Source organism: Rhizobium sp. BR 317, assembly GCF_047445835.1.
Lineage (GTDB): Bacteria > Pseudomonadota > Alphaproteobacteria > Rhizobiales > Rhizobiaceae > Rhizobium > Rhizobium paranaense.
Genome location: NZ_JARWLB010000009.1, coordinates 129,726 through 146,196, shown reverse-complemented (window position 1 = coordinate 146,196; position 16,471 = coordinate 129,726). Strand labels below are relative to the sequence as shown.

Here is a 16,471-nt window from a genome sequence, read left to right as displayed (position 1 = left end):
AGCAAGCTGCGATACAGATGCATTCAAAGCAGGCCAGTAATCCACCTGTCCAGCTTCGAATCCTGACGATAGGCTATGTTTATAACAGCCGCCGAAACGATGGCTGTCGCGGCGCCACCGAGAATGTCGGTGATATAGTGCGTCCCGACATAGATTCTGGACAGACAGACCAACAGAGCGACAACGAGGAAGGCGATACCTCTCCGCCACAGGCCACATAGCAGGAAAGCCGCAACAATGGCGAACGTCGCGGTCGCGTGATCGGACGGAAACGACCAATCGGCGGAGCGATCGATAATCAGGTGCGTGATACCTGCATCATATGGACGAATCCGGTGCACGAACAGCAGGATGATTTGATTGACGCCTAACCCAATAAGAAAAGACAACCCCGCCACAATACAGGCATGCCGCACATGAGTTTTGGAGGCGCCCCCACTCCACCATTGCAGCACAATCGCCAGAATGAGGAGTGGAACCCCGAATTGCGTGATCATGATCATGATCCGGTCCAACATTGGACTTATGCCTGCGAAACTATTGATCCATTGTGTGACTGCTTGATCCATGTGGTCATTCATCCAAAATTGTTGACGGGGATTGCGATCGAGCATGAATGAACGCCGGATTCATCAGCTCTTTGAGATCAGCGTGTTGCTAAAGGGCGCTCATGCGCTCATCGAATGTATTGGGGGAATAGCGCTTGCGCTGGTGAGTACCGCTTCGATCGTTCGTCTCGTGAATGCACTCACCCAAGAGGAATTGATCGGAGATCCCAAAGACTTCATCGCCACTCACCTTCTCGCCTGGTCGCATGACTTCTCCCTCGCGACCAAGAACTTCTATGCGTACTATCTCCTGAGCCATGGCCTGGTGAAAGTGCTGCTCGTCATCGGCCTTCTCAGGGGCAAGCTATGGGCATATCCAGCATCTTTGGCGGCTTTGGGGCTTTTCATCGTCTATCAGCTCTACCGTTTCACCGACACGCATGGCATCGGGCTTCTGGTGCTGACGGCCTTCGATGTGGTCGTCATGGGCTTGATCTGGCATGAGTACAGGCTCGTGCGGCAGCATCTGCCGACAAGGTAGTAAACAGGCGGCGCCATGTTGCTGTCGCATGTTGTCCTCCGACATGGAGGGACAAAGTCTGATTTCTGAATCTGTTTGCAATTGAACGCGGCGTTGAGCGGGCGGTATATGCGGCGTGCAATACAGTAATATACGCCCTCTATGCGATTGCTTCGCGTATAATCCAAATTCGATCTCTGAGACACGGGATAGAAGGAGGCGCGAAATGCTGAAACGCGATCTCCTACAAGTATCCGTATCACAGCGTGCTTTAGCGTATCGATCATCGACTACGCGACCGACTCGTTGTAGGGCGGCGGGGATATCGAGCCGCGCTGATCGAGGTGGCAATCGTGTTGAACGCCGCCGTCACTGCCTACGGCATCCGTCCAAGCCTGAATCTTGGTGAGCGCGGTGCAATTGATGTCGTCTTCGGGGTCTATCTTCTGGAGGAACGGCTGGTTTGGTCGCCGGGGCATGCGGGTCCGGACTGGTTCGGCCTCGCGCCTACGCCGCGCGACGCTAACGAATTCGTTGCGTTATGCGGCCTCCTGGTGTCGTGCCCTCGGATACAAGCTTTGCTTGATGGCGTCTGAAGAAGTTCCGGCGCTCGTTTCGATTTGGTCTTGAGACCTTTGATTTGGGCGAATTCGTAGCTCGAACCAATCGTCGACGTGCTCAACCAGAATTTTTTCGCGGAGGAAATCATGTGGAGCGACCAGCGCATAGGCCAGCCGGATTGACCAGTTCTTCGCGGGTGCCGGGCTCGATTTGAAATAGCCCCCGCCAGGCAGTGCGCCATGACCAATCATGAGCAACCAGAAGGAGGATACACCGATGAGGAGAAAAGAGCGAAAGGCCACATGGTCGACCGGAGTGGCGTTTTCGTCGGCACTGGCGCTGATCTTTGTGATAGGAGCGTCGCAGGGAGCAAGCGCTGGCGAAGCGGAAGCCAAGGCGCTACTTAAGGCGATGTCGGACTATATGGCGGCTCAGAAGACCATTTCGTTCGCGTATGACAGTAATCTCGAAGTCGTCACCAAGGACCACCAAAAGCTGCTGCTGGCGAGTTCGGGCAACATTGAACTCGGCAGGCCCGACAAGATCCGCGTTGCCCGGACCGGCGGATTCGCCGATGTCGAAATGCTTTTCGACGGCAAGACGCTCACCCTGCTGGGCAAGAACCACAATCTCTACACGCAGATGGAGGTGCCTGGCACGGTCGAGCATCTTGTCGATGAATTAAGGGAAAAGCTCCACAAACCCGTACCCGGCGCTGATCTGCTTTTGCCCAATGTCTACAATGAATTGATCGCAGATGTGGTCAATGTGAAGGATCTCGGCAGCGGCGTGATCGGCGGTACCGAATGCGATCATCTCGCATTTCGCAACAAGGATGTTGATTGGCAGATATGGATCGCCCAAGGCGACCACCCCTATCCCTGCAGGTATGTAGTCACCGCCAACAAGGTTGACCAGGCACCGCAGTACAGCATCCAGATCAGGGATTGGAAAGCAGGCGCTGACGCTGCCGCGGATGATTTCGCCTTCAACAACGCAACTGGAGCCAAGAAGACCGACATCGAGGAACTGAAAGATATCGACGAACTACCCGCTCATTTTGTCAAAGGAGGTGGCCAATGACCATGATCAGGAAACTGGGAATTCTTTTGATGGCTGCAGGCATGGGATTGTCCGGGCTTGAGGCGGGCGAAAGACTGTCGGTCCCCGGCATCCATGGCTTTGTCTCGACAGCGGAGGCAAGAGTCGGGCGTCCCTTGACGCCGGTTAGTGTGGCAGGCGTGGCACGGCGCACCTCACGGCGCTGCGCCGCAGGAGTGTACGCGTGCTAGGATCTCGCTGATTGTAGTAGATCGAACCACCGATATGCCTATTTTGGCGTAATCTGTGATGCGGCGATGGTATCCCGCTCGGATACCGAGGAACAAAAGATGAGCTGGAGCCGATTATATAGCTTGAAAAGCTACATAAAATCTTCGCTATGGCTCGTGCCGTTCATCGCCTTACTTATGTATATCATAGCAATTCGCATGGCCTATCTATTTGAACCGTGGTTAATCTGGATCGAACCATGGCCATGGGGTGTTGCGGGCTCGCAGAGGCTGCTGGAAACGATCATTACGATGACGCTGACCTTCGTCGTCTTTACGTTTGGGTCGCTGCTGGTGGCGATCCAAATCGCAGGCGGTCAACTGACGCCCCGGATCATTGCGACTACCTTGCTGCGCGACAATGCCATCCGATTCACCGTCGGACTTTTCATATTCACGCTGCTGTTCGCAACGGGCGCACTCGCAAGGCTGGAAACCGACACCCACCATGCCATCATAGGTGTCGCGGGCTTTTTGGGTTTTCTGTCCATCGCCGCCTTCCTTTATTTGATCGACTATGCCGCCCGTCTCCTACGACCGGTCAGCATTGTCTTGCGAGTGAGCGAGCAGGGTCGCGCGGTCATCGAGGACGTGTTTCCGACAATGGCGACAAGAGAAGCGGACGCCGCTACTAGAGATCCGAGACCAAGTACTCGGCCCGACAAAACTATCCTCTACAAGGGGCGACCCGCCATCATCGTGGCCATCAACAAAAGTGCCTTATTGAAGTTGGCCGAGAAAACGCAGTCAGTGATCGAATTGGTCCCGAGGATCGGTGATTTTGTGGCATCTGGCGAGCCCCTCTTTCGATTGTACGGCAACCGATTTCCCGAGGAATCCGTCCTGAAGGCGATGATCGCCTTCGGGCCGGAACGGACCCTTGAACAGGACGCGACATTCGCGTTCAGGATCATCGTGGATATTGCCATCAAGGCTCTCTCGAAGGCGATAAATGATCCGACGACCGCGGTGCCCGCGATCGATCAGTTGCAGCGCCTGCTCTGCTTCGTGGGTAAGCGCAACCTAACGGGAAAAACGATCCTGAACCAATCTGGAGAACTACGGGTCATCTGCAGGACGCCGGACTGGGAAGATTTCGTAAAATTGACCTTCAGCGAAATTCGGTTTTATGGCGCGGAAAATTTCCAGATCGCGCGCCGCCTGCGCGCCGTACTGGAATATGGCTTGCAGGTGCTGCCCGATTTCCGCCGGCCGGCTTTGGAGGCGGAACTGGCATTGTTGGATCGGCGGCTGGCAGAGCTATACGACTTTCCGGAGGACTTGGCGCTGGCCCAAATGGCGGATTCGCAAGGCTTGGGCGGCTCGACGCCTTCAACCGTACGACCGCTGTCCGGCACATCTCAGATTCGGAATAGTGGCTAAGCAGCCTTATGCCGTCAGCGCTTCCGCCGCTCTGATATCGCCGACATGGATGCCGTTCCAGTTGCTGAGCGTCCTGTTGGCCATCGCCATCAAACCGGCATGGACGTCCCCGCCCTTTTCAAAGAAGCGGGCGAGTACGGCGGCAACCATGGTTTCGGCGCCGCGGCCGCTGCCATCATCGCATTTGACCGCAATCGCGACGCCTTGTTCGGGAATTGCAGCGCAGAAGACGCCTTCGGCGCCGGTCTTGGCGAAGATGCGGCCCGGGGCCACCTGCATCAGCTTGGTGCAGGCCCGGCCGGTGCCGGCAACATAGAAGGGCTCGGCCATGCAGGCTTCGAACAGTCGGCGCGAGGCCTTGCCGCGCAGCGGCTCCAGGCCAACGCCCGTCGCCATCTTGGCGAAACCATGTGCCAGGCTTCTGAGCGGCACGGCGTAATTCGGGATCGAGCAGCCATCGGTGCCGCAATTGTCGTGGCCTAGCGGCGTTCCCGTCAGGTTTTGCATCGTTACGCGGATCTGCTGCTGCAGCGGATGGTCGTAGCCGACATAGCCCTTGGGATCGATGTCCTGATGGCAGCAAGCGCACACGAAGCCGGAGTGCTTGCCGGAGCAGTTGTTGTGCAGCGCCGTCGGCTTTCCGACAGTGCGCGCCTGGTGGATGATCGCTTTCTGCTCGAAGGACCAATGTGCGCCGCATTCCAGCGTGCCGACATCCCGGCCGGCGCGGGCAAGCATGGAGGCAGCCAGAGCCACATGCGCGTCCTCGCCGCTATGCGAGGAGCAGGCCAGCGCCAATTCCATGTCACCGAAGCCATAGGCATCCGCCGCACCGCTTTCGACCAGCGGCAAGGCCTGCATCGCCTTGCAGGCCGAGCGCGGAAACACTCCACTCTCGATATCGCCAAGCGACAGCACCAACGTCCCATCACCATCGACGACGGCAACCGAACCGCGATGACGGCTTTCAACGAGATTTCCACGGGTGACTTCGACACAGACGGGATTGGACATGATGGGAAGCACTCTTTGATTTGCGAGATACGCTACTGATAGCCGGTGAGCGGGGGATTGCCAACCGCCTCAGGAATCTATGGCCATGGTGACCACATAGCCGTTTCGCTTCAGATCGCCCGAATCCGATAGGCACAACGGCGCGCGCCGAGAAGGATGTGCTCCTCTCGCTCCACGTCTGCCCCAAGTGTCGCACGAAACGTTTCGAGTTCGGACCGACAGAAACCGGCGCATACCGTTGCGGCGGCGCAGATCGGGCAATGGTTCTCCACCAGCACAAGCGAACCGTCCTCTTCCTGCCAATGATCCGCCATATAGCCTTCGCGCGTGCGGATGGCGTCGAGGGTGGCGACGCGCGACGGCAGGTCGGCGGTGACCTCGATCTCGCTACGGTAGCGCTTGAGCGTCTCCGTTTCGCGGGCGGAAATGACCGCATCGACCGCACCCTGCCCCAACTGTTCGGCCATGGTCGCTAGAAGCGTCGCGGTCAAGTCGGCATGGCCATCGGGAAATTGGCGGTTGCCGGCCGCCGTCAGGTGCCAGAATTGCCGCGGTCGCCCCCGGCCCGATGCGGCTTCCGTCACAGGCTCGACCAGGCCCTCCTCTCCCATCTTCGTCAATTGTTGGCGCGCCGCTTCAGACGATATGCCGAGCGCACCACCGATCGTCGATGCGAGCTGCGGCCCGTCGGTTTTCAGCAGGATCAGAATGCGGTTTGCCGGCGATTGGCGCATTTTTCCAAGTTTTCTCTTGTTTTAATTTCGGCACGATGTAATTTCCAATTCATAACTTGGAAAATAATTATTCGCTAGGGAAAATGCCGAGGATCATCCGATGTCGAGCATCCAGAACGCAGATACGTCCCACTCCACCTCCATCTTCACACTCTTCTCGCCCCAGCTTCTGCCGGCAACCTTGATGCTCGGCGGCGGTGTCGTCCTCTATGCCGTCGAATCCTACATCACCGCGACGATCGCACCTTCCGTCGTTCGCGATATCGGTGGTCTGGAGCTGTTTTCCTGGATGACCACGCTTTTCGTCGCGGCCGGCGTTCTCGGCTCGATCACCGTTGCGACACGGCCGAGAGGCATAGGCCTGCGCACGGTCTACATCGCGGCGGCGCTGATATTCGGCTTGGGAAACCTGATCTGTGCCATGGCGCCGGCGATTCAGGTCGTGCTTGCCGGTCGTGCGGTGCAGGGTTTCGGCGCCGGCATGCTGGGCGCGCTTGGCTATGCTTTCATCCGTTTCGTCTATCCGGAGCCGCTGTGGCGGAAAGCGTCAACACTTTACGCCGCCATATGGGGTGTCGCGACGGTGCTCGGGCCGACATTGGGCGGGCTGTTTTCCCAAGGCAGCGCCTGGCGCGAGGCCTTCATCATTCTCGTGCCGTTGGCGGGCGTTATGGCGCTCTCGGCCCCGTGGCTGCTGCCGCGCGTCGAGGATGATCGAGCGCAACAGAAGACGCCGTTCCTTCAGATTGCCCTTCTGCTCGGCGCGGTCTTGTTGGTAAGCCTCGCCGGAACCATCGGAAATATGTCGAGCAAGGTCATGCTCGTTGCTATTTCAGTGGCTTCCGTTTCCGCCATGCTCACCGTCGAGCGAAAAAGCGCGAGCCGGCTTCTGCCGCAAGGCGCGGTCATGCTCAGCAAGCCGATATCCCGGCTCTATCTGACGATGTTCACGATGATGATGGTGCTGACCAGCGATATCTATATTCCGTATTTCCTGCAGACGCTGCATGGCGTGGCGCCGCTGGTTTCGGGCTATCTGGTCGCCCTGGTCGCGCTGGGTTGGACTTTCGCCGCCTTTTTTAGTGCGCCATTTTCCGGAAACCGGGCGGGCGCTGCAATCATAGTCGGCTGTATACTTGAAGCCGTGGCCACGGCTTCACTCATCCCGTTTCTGGCGAGGGATAATCCGTCCGGCGATCTTATTCTGCTCGGCCCGGCTGTCGTCGCCATGTTCCTGATGGGTTTCGGCGTCGGTCTCGGCTGGGCGCATCTGGTGACCAAGGTCATCTGCCTTGTCGGCCCTGACGAGCAGGACAAGGCGTCGGCTGCCATTTCCACGGTTCAGTCGCTGGGTGGCGCCTTTGGCTCTTCCTTTGCGGGCGTCATCGTCAACGGCGCCGGTCTTGCCGATCCCGGCGGCGTCCCAGGCGGCCTGTCGGCGGCCACATGGCTCTATGCGTTGATGGCCCTGCCCGGCTTCGTTGCCATTGCGATGTCGTTGACCCTCAAACGAGCTTCAGCATGATCTTGCCGATGTGATTGCTGGTCTCCATCAGCTTGTGCGCCTCGACGACGTCTTCGAAGGCAAATGTGCGATAGATAACGGGAGCGATGGTGCCTTCGTCGAGCAACGGCCAAACCTGGGAAAGGAGATCATCGCGGATGGCGCGTTTTTCTTCCGCCGTGCGCGGGCGCATGGTCGATCCCGTCACCGTCAGGCGTTTGACCATGATCGGCTGCAGATTGACCTTATCGGCCACCGCACCGCCGAGGAAGGCGATGATCGACAGGCAGCCGTCCTTGGCGAGCGAGGCCAGGTTCTTTTCAAAATAAGCGGCGCCGATCATATCGAGGACGGCATCGACACCATGGCCGGTTTCCGCCTTGATGACCTCGGCAAAGTCTTCCTCTTTATAGTTGATGGCCCGCTTCGCGCCGAGCTTCTCGCAGGCTTCGCATTTCTCCTTTGAGCCGGCAGTGGCGTAGACCGTGGCGCCGAAGGCTTTGGCAAGCTGGATTGCCGTCGTGCCGATGCCGCTGGAACCGCCGTGGATCAAGACGCTTTCGCCTTCGGTGAGGCCAGCCATTTGGAAGAGATTGGCCCAGACGGTGAAGAAGGTCTCGGGCAGTGCGGCCGCGCGAACGGCATCATAGCCATTCGGAAACCGCAATGCCTGGCCAGCCGGGAGAACACAATATTCGGCGTAAGCGCCGCCATTGGCGAGGCCGCAAACCTTGTTGCCGATGGCGAATTCTGTGACGCCGCGTGCGACATCGACAACTTCGCCGGCGACTTCCAGACCGAGAATAGGGCTTGCGTCCTTCGGCGGCGGATAAATGCCCTGGCGCTGGGCTACATCGGGCCGGTTGACGCCGGTCGCCTCGACGCGAACGAGGATTTCACCGTCTTTGAGGACGGGCAGAGGCCTGCGGGCGATCGTCATGACCTCGGGAGCGCCGAAAGACGGCAAATCCACAAAACGCATTTCAGACGGCAAGGGCATGACTCACTCTCCTCTCCCAGCAAAGCAATGGAGATAGTTTAGCGCATGCCGATTGAAAAGAAGCCGGTATGGGAGGGCGTCAATTAGTCTCGCCCAGACTCAGGAAGGCAACGCCGGTTTCGTCTTCCTTCGCCCTTGTCTTGATGCCGGCGATCGAGGTGCTGACGCGATTGATATTGTCGATAACCAGCCCTTCGGGCATTTCGAGAATGCCGATGGAGCAACGCATCAGCGGGAACATCGTCTCCGCGCCGCTGCGGTCGTGCCCGCGGATGCGGCCGGCGGCGCGGTCTTCGGCCGAATAGAACTCCAAGACGTCGGCATGGAAATCGGCCAGCAGCCGATCCAGAACCTCGCGCAATTCGTCAAGATTCCAGCCGGTCACGCCGATGAAGAAATCATCGCCGCCGACATGGCCGAGGAAATGGCGCTCGGCAAAAAAGTAACGCCGCATCAGCGCCGCAAACAGCGAGATGGCATGGTCGCCGAGGTGGAAGCCGTAGGCATCGTTGAACGGCTTGAAATTATCGAAATCGCAATAGCAGAAGTGCCTGATCTCGTCGCCGTCGCGACCGGCATTCTGCATGAAATCATGAATGGCGCGATTGCCCGGCAGGCCGGTCAGTGGGTTCTGATCCTGCGCGATCTTGAGCTGCTTCTCGTTGATGACCTTGATCAGCGAAGCCGCCGAGACGATGCCGGCATAGTGCGTGCCCTCGGTGACGATCAGACAATTGCTGCTTTCCATATTGGCGAAGATCGTCATCAGCGTATCGGCGTCAGAATCCAGACCCACGATCGGCGCCATCTCGACGAAATGCGAGATCGAGCGTTCATAAACCTTGTTCTTCAACAGGTCGCGGCCGAAGGGCTGGTAGATATATTCCTTGAGCCGGTATTCGTGGATGATGCCGCGCGGCTCGCCATTGGCGTTGACGACCGGGAAATAGGCCCGCCGCGGATTGCGGCGGAAGAGTTCGAAAACGCTGTCGATGCTGTCATTCTCGCGGATGGTCGGCAGCACTTCGATCTGCTTGCGGATGAGAATTTCGTCCAGCGATTGGCTGTTGCGAGCCATTTTGCCGAGATCCTGCAGATGCGGAAAGCTGGGCTTCAGCTCGTTGATCAGCGTCGTCGGACGGGCAATGAACCAGCCCTGGACAAGATCGACCCCGAATTCGCGGCAGATCAGGAACTCCGCCTCCGTCTCGATGCCTTCGGCGATGACGCGGGTACCAAGGACATGGGCGATATGGACGAGGTTTCTCAGAATGTGGCGCTTGCGGGCGTTGCGATCGATATTGGAGACGAAATGCCGGTCGATCTTGAGATAGTCGACAGGATAGTCCGACAGCAGCTTCATCTCGCCGTGACCGACACCGAAATCATCGATCGCCAGCTTGAAGCCGGCGCCGCGCAGCTTGGCGACCAGATCGCCGAATTCCGGCACGCTGGTGTTGTCGAAGCGCTCGGAAAATTCGAAGCAGACGGAGGACGGTGCGATACCGGCCTTCTTCATGTGCTGCAGCAAACCGCCGACCAGCGTTTCGCCCTGCGGGATCAGCCGGACGTCGAGATTGAGGAAGAGGGTCGCGGTTCGAACATTGGCAAGGGTCGCAAACTTCGCCAGCGCCCGGCTCATTGTCATCTGTTCTAGGCCGAAGAGCTGGCCGGTGCGCTCGGCCTCGTCGAGGATTTGGATCGGGCTGTCGAAGCCGATGCGTTCTTGCCCGCGCATCAAGGATTCATAACCGAAAACCGCGCCGGTACCCACCTCGACAATCGCCTGGAAAGCATTTTCGATGACGAGTTTGGCAAGCATGACAATCTGGTCGCTGGCATACCGGCGCAATACGCCCGGCTCGATGGCGGCAGTCAGGGACATGCCCATCTCCACTTAAGAATTTTGACTAAGTTTTGGGTAAAACTTTGGATTTGGCGCGTTTTCGGCTCAAGATGCGTCACAAGCGTCAAGGAAATCTTTCCCGGATGTGAAAGTTTCGTGAATGGTAAAAGGGCATTAACCGTAGCTTAGCCGCCTCTATCCAGGGGCGGCGGCCGGTCATCTCGTCAAGGATGTTGTATTCGCCGCTCAGTTATGCCGGCGTCTTTCCGCCTCGTAATCAGCAAACATGTCGGCAACACAGCGGCTGCTTTTCGCCACGCTCTCAGGATCGTTGGCTGCACGGGGTACATCGCAGATCTCACCACGCTTGCGCGCGGCATCCCACATGCGCAACGCCTCGCGCACTACCTCGCTGCTCGAAGCATATGTTCCGGTGTCGACAGCCGCGCGGATGCCAGCAGCCTGAAGCGGAGAGATGGAAACCGTTACCATCGGCATGATATTTCTCCCTTTTTTAGTTCTTAAGAAAAACTGTTTGCTGGAGATATATTCAAATGCATGTCGTTGGAGCTTCGAAGGCGCGTCTTGATAGATACGCATGCTCCAGATAACGGCGCCTACCGTTACGTCAGTCAGCGCCACTCCGTCCTCGACGGAAGCCCTCAAAGAGTAACGCCGCTCACGCCTCTTGTCAAAAAGTAGTAGTTCGTTAGCCCCTCTTTACCCGCCCGCTACTGCCTAAGAGCGAGGCCAAAGGCCATCAGCGTCCAGCCTTGAAAAATCAGGTCGAGCGCCAGGAACAGGCCAAGAATCCAGAGACTATTGACCGGCCAACCGACAGCGATCGCAATGCCGGCGAGCGCCGTCACCACACCGCCGATGACGATCCATATCCAGCCCCGTTCCGGCTTTACCTTGCGGCCGACCCAGACGCGAAATGTGCCCGCAATCAGCAATGCAATGGCAAGAAACATCGTCAAAGCTTCGGAGACGAGCAAGGGATTGGCAAAAGCAAGAATGCCGGCGAGCGTATAGAGCAGGCCGCTGAGCACCCAGAAGAGAATATGCTCCCATCCGCGGACCTGAAAGGCATGCGCCAGGTGAATGACCCCGCCGATCAGCATCAGCATGCCGATGTAATAGACCGATACGACCGTGGCGATGAAGAGATTGCCGAGTGCGATCCCGCCGCAAATGAGCAGAAACACACCGAGCGCAACGAACCATCCCCACTTGTCCCGCATGGCGGATGGCGGAACTTCATCCAGAACATTGACCATGACTGCACCTCCTCGTTCCCGGGGGCATGATACAGGATGTATCTCGGAAAGCGGCAGGAGATTCAGAAGTCGATCAAATCGGCCATCACTTTTTTGTTGATTGATCAGTCAATCAAAAATACAATGCCTCAAACTCCGAGGTGGTATATGCCGAAAGTCGGAATGGAACCGGTGCGCCGCAAGGCGCTTGTGGATGCGGCGATGCGCGTGATCGGCGATCACGGCTCGCTGACCGTCACCATGTCCGAAATCGCCAAGCAGGCTGGGGTATCTCCTGCCCTCGCCCATCACTACTTCGGCAGCAAAGAACAGTTGCTGATCGAAACCGTCCGGAGTCACTTACAGCGGCTGCGCGACAGCGTGGTGATGGAGCTGAGCGCCGCAAAGACGCCGCGAGAAAAACTGTCCGCCATCATCCGCGTCAGTTTCCAGGCCGATCAATTCGCGCCGGAGACGATTGCCGCGTGGCTCGCCTTCTATGCCGAGGCGCAGCGTTCCGAGGAAACGCGCCGCTTCCTTGTGATCTACGCGAGACGGCTGCGCTCCAATCTGCTTGCCAACCTCAAGGCACTGTGTCCGCACGAAGACGCAGAACGTATTGCCGAAGGCGCAGCCGCGATGATCGACGGCCTCTATATCCGTCAAAGTCTGAGATCGGCGCCGATCAGCATCGAAGCTTCGATCGCGCTCACTGAAGATTACATCAACGCTCTGCTCGCGCCGCTTTCCAAAAAAGGCCGCCCTTCAAAAGGACAGATAAAATGACCCTCAAAGCCCAGCCGAAAGCCTCGCATTTCATCGATGGGGAATATGTCGAGGATACCGATGGCACCGCCATCGAAAGCATCTATCCCGCGACGGGTGAAGTCATTGCTCGGCTGCATGCGGCAACTCCCGCCATCGTCGAGAAGGCGATCGCCAGCGCGAAGCGCGCGCAGCCGGAATGGGCGGCGATGAGCCCGACGGCGCGTGGCCGCATCCTGAAGCGCGCCGCCGAGATCATGCGCGAGCGCAACCGTGAGCTTTCCGAACTGGAAACACTCGACACCGGCAAGCCGATCCAGGAAACGATCGTCGCCGATCCGACCTCGGGCGCCGACAGCTTCGAATTCTTCGGCGGCGTGGCCGCAGCCGGCCTCAACGGTTCCTACATCCCGCTCGGCGGCGATTTTGCCTATACCAAACGTGTGCCGCTCGGCGTCTGCGTCGGCATCGGCGCCTGGAACTATCCGCAGCAGATCGCCTGCTGGAAGGGTGCGCCTGCCCTCGTCGCCGGCAATGCCATGGTGTTCAAGCCTTCCGAAAACACGCCGCTCGGCGCGCTGAAGATCGCCGAGATCCTGATCGAGGCCGGCCTGCCGAAGGGGCTCTACAACGTCATCCAGGGCGACCGCGAAACCGGACCGCTGCTCATCAACCACCCTGATGTTGCCAAGGTGTCGCTGACCGGCTCGGTACCGACCGGCCGCAAGGTCGCCGCATCCGCCGCGGGAAGCCTGAAGCACGTCACCATGGAGCTCGGCGGCAAGTCGCCCCTGATCGTCTTTGACGATGCCGATCTCGACAGCGCCATCGGCGGGGCCATGCTCGGCAATTTCTATTCGACCGGCCAGGTCTGCTCGAACGGCACGCGCGTCTTCGTCAACAGGAAGATCAAGTCCGAATTCCTGAAGCGCCTGAAGGCCCGCACCGAGGCCATGGTGATCGGCGACCCCATGGACGAGGCAACGCAAATCGGCCCGATGGTGTCCTGGGCGCAGCGCGAGAAGGTGCTGTCCTATATCGAGAAGGGCAAGGCGGAGGGCGCCACGCTGGTGGCCGGCGGCGGCATTCCCAACAATGTCGCCGGCGAAGGCTATTACGTTCAGCCGACCGTCTTTGCAGACGTGACCGACGAAATGACCATCGCCCGCGAGGAGATCTTTGGCCCGGTCATGTGCGTGCTGGATTTCGATGACGAGGCAGAGGTGATCGCTCGCGCCAATGCCACCGAATTCGGCCTGTCCGGCGGCGTCTTCACCGCCGATCTCACCCGCGCGCATCGCGTCGTCGACCAGCTCGAAGCCGGCACGCTGTGGATCAACTCGTACAACCTTGCCCCGGTCGAAATCCCCTTCGGCGGCTCCAAGCAATCCGGCTTCGGCCGCGAAAATTCGCTGGCCGCGCTCGAGCATTATTCCGAACTGAAGACGGTCTATGTGGGGATGAGCCCGGTGCAGGCACCTTACTAACGCAACCTCGGGGCTCGACCTCGCCTTTCGAGGTCGCCAACAGCGGCACCTCAGGGTGAGGTCGAGAACGACCAACCGCAAGCGCGAACGATGATCCGCCTCATCCTGAGGTGCTCGCCAAAGGCGGGCCTCGAAGGATCGAGGCGGCCACAGGGAGACAAAAATGCAGGCAGATTTCGTCATCATCGGCTCAGGTTCCGCCGGCTCCGCCATGGCCTACCGGCTGTCGGAGGATGGTAAGAATTCAGTCATCGTGCTTGAATTCGGCGGCAGCGACATCGGCCCGTTCATCCAGATGCCGGCGGCGCTTGCCTGGCCGATGAGCATGAGCCGCTACAATTGGGGTTACCTTTCCGAGCCGGAGCCGCAGCTCAACAACCGGCGCATCACCGCGCCGCGCGGCAAGGTCATCGGCGGCTCGTCCTCGATCAACGGCATGGTCTACGTCAGAGGTCACGCGGAGGATTTCAACCGCTGGGAAGAGCTCGGCGCTCAAGGCTGGGCCTATGCCGACGTACTCCCTTATTTCAAGCGGATGGAGCATTCGCATGGCGGCGAAGAGGGCTGGCGCGGGACCGACGGTCCTCTGCATGTCCGGCGCGGCGATGCCCGCAATCCGCTGTTCCACGCTTTCATCGAAGCCGGCAAGCAGGCGGGCTTTGAGGCGACCGAGGATTATAACGGCGGCAAGCAGGAAGGCTTCGGCCTGATGGAGCAGACGACATGGGCCGGTCGGCGCTGGTCCGCGGCGACGGCCTATCTGAAGCCGGCGCTGAAACGGCCGAATGTCCAACTGATCCGTTGCCTCGCCCGCAAGGTGGTGATCGAAAACGGCCGTGCGACCGGCGTCGAGATCGAGCGCGGCGGCAAGGTCGAGATCGTCAAGGCGAACCGCGAGGTCATCGTTTCGGCCTCCTCCTTCAACTCGCCGAAGCTGCTGATGCTCTCAGGCATCGGCCCCGGCGCGCATCTGCAGGAGATGGGCATCGAGGTGAAGGTGAACCGGCCGGGCGTCGGCGCCAATCTGCAGGACCACATGGAATTCTATTTCCAGCAGACCAGCCTGAAGCCGGTTTCGCTGTATTCCTGGCTGCCCTGGTACATGCAGGGCATTGCCGGGGCGCAATGGATGTTCTTCAAATCCGGCCTCGGAACCTCCAACCAGTTCGAAGCCTGCGCTTTCGTGCGATCCGCACCAGGAGTCAAGCAGCCCGATATCCAATATCACTTCCTGCCGGTCGCTATCAGCTATGACGGCAAGGCGGCGGCGAAGAGCCACGGATTCCAGGCGCATGTCGGCTATAACCTGTCGAAATCACGCGGCGCTGTGACGCTGCGCTCCTCAGATCCCAAGGCCGATCCCGTCATCCGCTTCAACTATATGAGCCATCCGGAGGACTGGGAAAAATTCCGCCACTGCGTGCGGCTCACGCGCGAAATCTTCGGGCAGGAGGCTTTCAACGAATATCGCGGCCCGGAAATCCAGCCCGGACCGGACGTCCAGACCGACGATCAGATCGACGCCTTCCTCCGCGAGCATCTGGAGAGCGCCTATCATCCCTGCGGCACCTGCAAGATGGGCTCGAAGGACGATCCGATGGCCGTGGTCGACCCGGACACGCGCGTTATCGGCGTCGATGGCCTGCGCGTCGCCGACAGCTCGATCTTCCCACATGTCACCTACGGCAATCTCAATGGCCCCTCTATCATGACCGGCGAAAAAGCCGCCGACCATATTCTCGGCAAGCCAAGGCTGGCGCGATCGAACCAGGAGCCCTGGATCAACCCGCGCTGGACGGTGAGCGATCGGTAAGTTCCGCGGGCGATCGAGAAGGAAGCCGGCGAGGAGCATACCGCCAGCCGAAGCCTCATCAAGCCAGCAGCCGAGCGACTTCCGTGGTATTGGGCAGCGCCACTGCATCGGCGATGGTGGTCGAGAACAGGACCTTGCGGGTGGCATCGGCAACCCTGGCGAAAACGTGGCGGATTTCGCAGGTTTGCTCGCCGTCGCAATCGTCGCAGCGACGATAGGCGGTAATGGAAAGACAGGGCAATGGCGCGATCGGCCCGTCGATGATGCGCAGGATCTCGCCGAAGGTGATTTCGTTCGCAGGCTTGCGCAGGAGATAACCGCCCTGTTTGCCGCGACGGCTGATGACGATGCCCTGATGTTTCAGGTCGAGAAGGATCTGCTCCAGAAATTTCTTCGGGATTTTCTGCTGCGCGGCAATATCGGAAATCATAACCGGCTCTCCCGCTTCGGCCTGAGCCAGAGCAGACAGCGCCCGCAACGCATATTTTGCTTTCTGAGTGATCATTTCGAACCGTCTACACACACATACGATGCGCTTACCCGATACATCCGGCCACATCGTTTCGGAACTCTCAATACTTTTACCAAGCTTCCATCCCGCATTTACACGCAGATAATGAAAAGCTTGGGTCGTGCCGGCAACCCAGCCTTGTTTTCATTCTTATCGCTATGCCCACAGTTTAGGGCAAAATTCGGCGTTCCGCAT

Annotated in this window: 17 protein-coding genes; 9 read left to right on the top strand and 8 right to left on the bottom strand. The window is 58.9% G+C overall.

From position 1 onward, the window contains the following. Window positions 1-23 precede the first annotated feature (23 nt). Entirely contained in the window at window positions 24-614 is a 591-nt protein-coding gene (locus QD357_RS16405; protein WP_245407434.1) for a phosphatase PAP2 family protein, read from the bottom strand. Here QD357_RS16405 and QD357_RS16400 point away from each other — a divergent pair. From QD357_RS16400 to QD357_RS16380, 5 genes are all read left to right on the top strand, one after another. Beyond that, window positions 613-1,089: a DUF2127 domain-containing protein gene (locus QD357_RS16400; protein WP_107107423.1), complete on the top strand. Its 477-nt coding sequence runs from the start codon at window positions 613-615 to the stop codon at window positions 1,087-1,089. The two genes, QD357_RS16405 and QD357_RS16400, sit on opposite strands and share 2 nt — an antisense overlap. 332 nt (window positions 1,090-1,421) lie before the next feature. Further along, window positions 1,422-1,664: a hypothetical protein gene (locus QD357_RS16395; RefSeq protein ID WP_146143980.1), complete on the top strand. Its 243-nt coding sequence runs from the start codon at window positions 1,422-1,424 to the stop codon at window positions 1,662-1,664. 241 nt (window positions 1,665-1,905) lie between these two features. Then, window positions 1,906-2,712 (top strand): DUF2092 domain-containing protein, encoded by an 807-nt coding sequence (locus tag QD357_RS16390; protein ID WP_107107500.1) that lies wholly within the window; start codon window positions 1,906-1,908, stop codon window positions 2,710-2,712. Continuing rightward, window positions 2,709-2,921 carry a hypothetical protein gene (locus QD357_RS16385; protein ID WP_107107421.1) on the top strand — a complete coding sequence of 71 codons (213 nt, stop codon included), beginning with the start codon at window positions 2,709-2,711 and terminating at the stop codon, window positions 2,919-2,921. Before QD357_RS16390 ends, QD357_RS16385 begins: the two co-directional genes overlap by 4 nt. Window positions 2,922-3,020: 99 nt before the next feature. Continuing rightward, complete coding sequence (locus tag QD357_RS16380; RefSeq protein WP_107107420.1) at window positions 3,021-4,343, top strand: DUF2254 domain-containing protein; 1,323 nt, start codon at window positions 3,021-3,023, stop codon at window positions 4,341-4,343. Window positions 4,344-4,349: 6 nt separating this feature from the next. Here QD357_RS16380 and QD357_RS16375 read toward each other — a convergent pair whose 3' ends face one another. Then, on the bottom strand, window positions 4,350-5,357 hold the full coding sequence (locus QD357_RS16375; RefSeq protein ID WP_107107499.1) for an asparaginase: 1,008 nt from the start codon (window positions 5,355-5,357) through the stop codon (window positions 4,350-4,352). 110 nt (window positions 5,358-5,467) lie between these two features. Further along, window positions 5,468-6,091, bottom strand: coding sequence for a helix-turn-helix transcriptional regulator (locus QD357_RS16370; RefSeq protein WP_414124614.1), 624 nt, complete (start codon window positions 6,089-6,091; stop codon window positions 5,468-5,470). A gap of 100 nt (window positions 6,092-6,191) precedes the next feature. Here QD357_RS16370 and QD357_RS16365 point away from each other — a divergent pair, with 100 nt between their 5' ends. Next, entirely contained in the window at window positions 6,192-7,616 is a 1,425-nt protein-coding gene (locus tag QD357_RS16365) for an MFS transporter (protein ID WP_107107418.1), read from the top strand. On the opposite strand, the gene QD357_RS16360 is transcribed toward QD357_RS16365, so the two are convergent. The 4 genes from QD357_RS16360 to QD357_RS16345 all read right to left on the bottom strand — a co-directional run bounded on the left by QD357_RS16360 (window position 7,597) and on the right by QD357_RS16345 (window position 11,721). Continuing rightward, on the bottom strand, window positions 7,597-8,595 hold the full coding sequence (locus QD357_RS16360; RefSeq protein ID WP_107107417.1) for an NAD(P)H-quinone oxidoreductase: 999 nt from the start codon (window positions 8,593-8,595) through the stop codon (window positions 7,597-7,599). The genes QD357_RS16365 and QD357_RS16360 overlap by 20 nt on opposite strands. 79 nt (window positions 8,596-8,674) lie before the next feature. Beyond that, window positions 8,675-10,480, bottom strand: coding sequence for a bifunctional diguanylate cyclase/phosphodiesterase (locus QD357_RS16355; protein ID WP_107107416.1), 1,806 nt, complete (start codon window positions 10,478-10,480; stop codon window positions 8,675-8,677). Between the two features lie 207 nt (window positions 10,481-10,687). After that, window positions 10,688-10,939, bottom strand: a complete 252-nt coding sequence (locus QD357_RS16350) for a type II toxin-antitoxin system ParD family antitoxin (RefSeq protein ID WP_028750717.1) — start codon at window positions 10,937-10,939, stop codon at window positions 10,688-10,690. A 233-nt stretch (window positions 10,940-11,172) separates the two neighbouring features. Continuing rightward, window positions 11,173-11,721 carry an HdeD family acid-resistance protein gene (locus QD357_RS16345; protein WP_107107415.1) on the bottom strand — a complete coding sequence of 183 codons (549 nt, stop codon included), beginning with the start codon at window positions 11,719-11,721 and terminating at the stop codon, window positions 11,173-11,175. Window positions 11,722-11,868: 147 nt separating this feature from the next. Between QD357_RS16345 and betI the strand changes: the two genes are divergently transcribed. The 3 genes from betI to betA all read left to right on the top strand — a co-directional run bounded on the left by betI (window position 11,869) and on the right by betA (window position 15,765). Further along, complete coding sequence (gene betI, locus QD357_RS16340) at window positions 11,869-12,486, top strand: transcriptional regulator BetI (RefSeq protein ID WP_107107498.1); 618 nt, start codon at window positions 11,869-11,871, stop codon at window positions 12,484-12,486. Next, window positions 12,483-13,952: a betaine-aldehyde dehydrogenase gene (gene betB / locus QD357_RS16335; RefSeq protein ID WP_107107414.1), complete on the top strand. Its 1,470-nt coding sequence runs from the start codon at window positions 12,483-12,485 to the stop codon at window positions 13,950-13,952. The genes betI and betB overlap by 4 nt, the downstream gene beginning before the upstream one ends. Window positions 13,953-14,115: 163 nt before the next feature. Beyond that, window positions 14,116-15,765, top strand: coding sequence for a choline dehydrogenase (gene betA, locus QD357_RS16330; RefSeq protein ID WP_107107413.1), 1,650 nt, complete (start codon window positions 14,116-14,118; stop codon window positions 15,763-15,765). 58 nt (window positions 15,766-15,823) lie between these two features. Here the strand turns inward: betA and QD357_RS16325 are convergent, their stop codons facing one another. Then, on the bottom strand, window positions 15,824-16,270 hold the full coding sequence (locus QD357_RS16325; protein ID WP_107107412.1) for an RrF2 family transcriptional regulator: 447 nt from the start codon (window positions 16,268-16,270) through the stop codon (window positions 15,824-15,826). Window positions 16,271-16,471 lie beyond the last annotated feature (201 nt).

Excerpts from the sequence above, each read along its gene's own strand:
- QD357_RS16400 (WP_107107423.1), top strand. The coding sequence starts at position 613 with ATGAATGAACGCCGGATTCATCAGCTCTTTGAGATCAGCGTGTTGCTA.
- QD357_RS16405 (WP_245407434.1), bottom strand. The coding sequence starts at position 614 with ATGCTCGATCGCAATCCCCGTCAACAATTTTGGATGAATGACCACATG.
- QD357_RS16390 (WP_107107500.1), top strand. The coding sequence starts at position 1,906 with ATGAGGAGAAAAGAGCGAAAGGCCACATGGTCGACCGGAGTGGCGTTT.
- QD357_RS16385 (WP_107107421.1), top strand. The coding sequence starts at position 2,709 with ATGACCATGATCAGGAAACTGGGAATTCTTTTGATGGCTGCAGGCATG.
- QD357_RS16380 (WP_107107420.1), top strand. The coding sequence starts at position 3,021 with ATGAGCTGGAGCCGATTATATAGCTTGAAAAGCTACATAAAATCTTCG.
- QD357_RS16375 (WP_107107499.1), bottom strand. The coding sequence starts at position 5,357 with ATGTCCAATCCCGTCTGTGTCGAAGTCACCCGTGGAAATCTCGTTGAA.
- QD357_RS16370 (WP_414124614.1), bottom strand. The coding sequence starts at position 6,091 with ATGCGCCAATCGCCGGCAAACCGCATTCTGATCCTGCTGAAAACCGAC.
- QD357_RS16365 (WP_107107418.1), top strand. The coding sequence starts at position 6,192 with ATGTCGAGCATCCAGAACGCAGATACGTCCCACTCCACCTCCATCTTC.
- QD357_RS16360 (WP_107107417.1), bottom strand. The coding sequence starts at position 8,595 with ATGCCCTTGCCGTCTGAAATGCGTTTTGTGGATTTGCCGTCTTTCGGC.
- QD357_RS16355 (WP_107107416.1), bottom strand. The coding sequence starts at position 10,480 with ATGTCCCTGACTGCCGCCATCGAGCCGGGCGTATTGCGCCGGTATGCC.
- QD357_RS16350 (WP_028750717.1), bottom strand. The coding sequence starts at position 10,939 with ATGCCGATGGTAACGGTTTCCATCTCTCCGCTTCAGGCTGCTGGCATC.
- QD357_RS16345 (WP_107107415.1), bottom strand. The coding sequence starts at position 11,721 with ATGGTCAATGTTCTGGATGAAGTTCCGCCATCCGCCATGCGGGACAAG.
- betI (WP_107107498.1), top strand. The coding sequence starts at position 11,869 with ATGCCGAAAGTCGGAATGGAACCGGTGCGCCGCAAGGCGCTTGTGGAT.
- betB (WP_107107414.1), top strand. The coding sequence starts at position 12,483 with ATGACCCTCAAAGCCCAGCCGAAAGCCTCGCATTTCATCGATGGGGAA.
- betA (WP_107107413.1), top strand. The coding sequence starts at position 14,116 with ATGCAGGCAGATTTCGTCATCATCGGCTCAGGTTCCGCCGGCTCCGCC.
- QD357_RS16325 (WP_107107412.1), bottom strand. The coding sequence starts at position 16,270 with ATGATCACTCAGAAAGCAAAATATGCGTTGCGGGCGCTGTCTGCTCTG.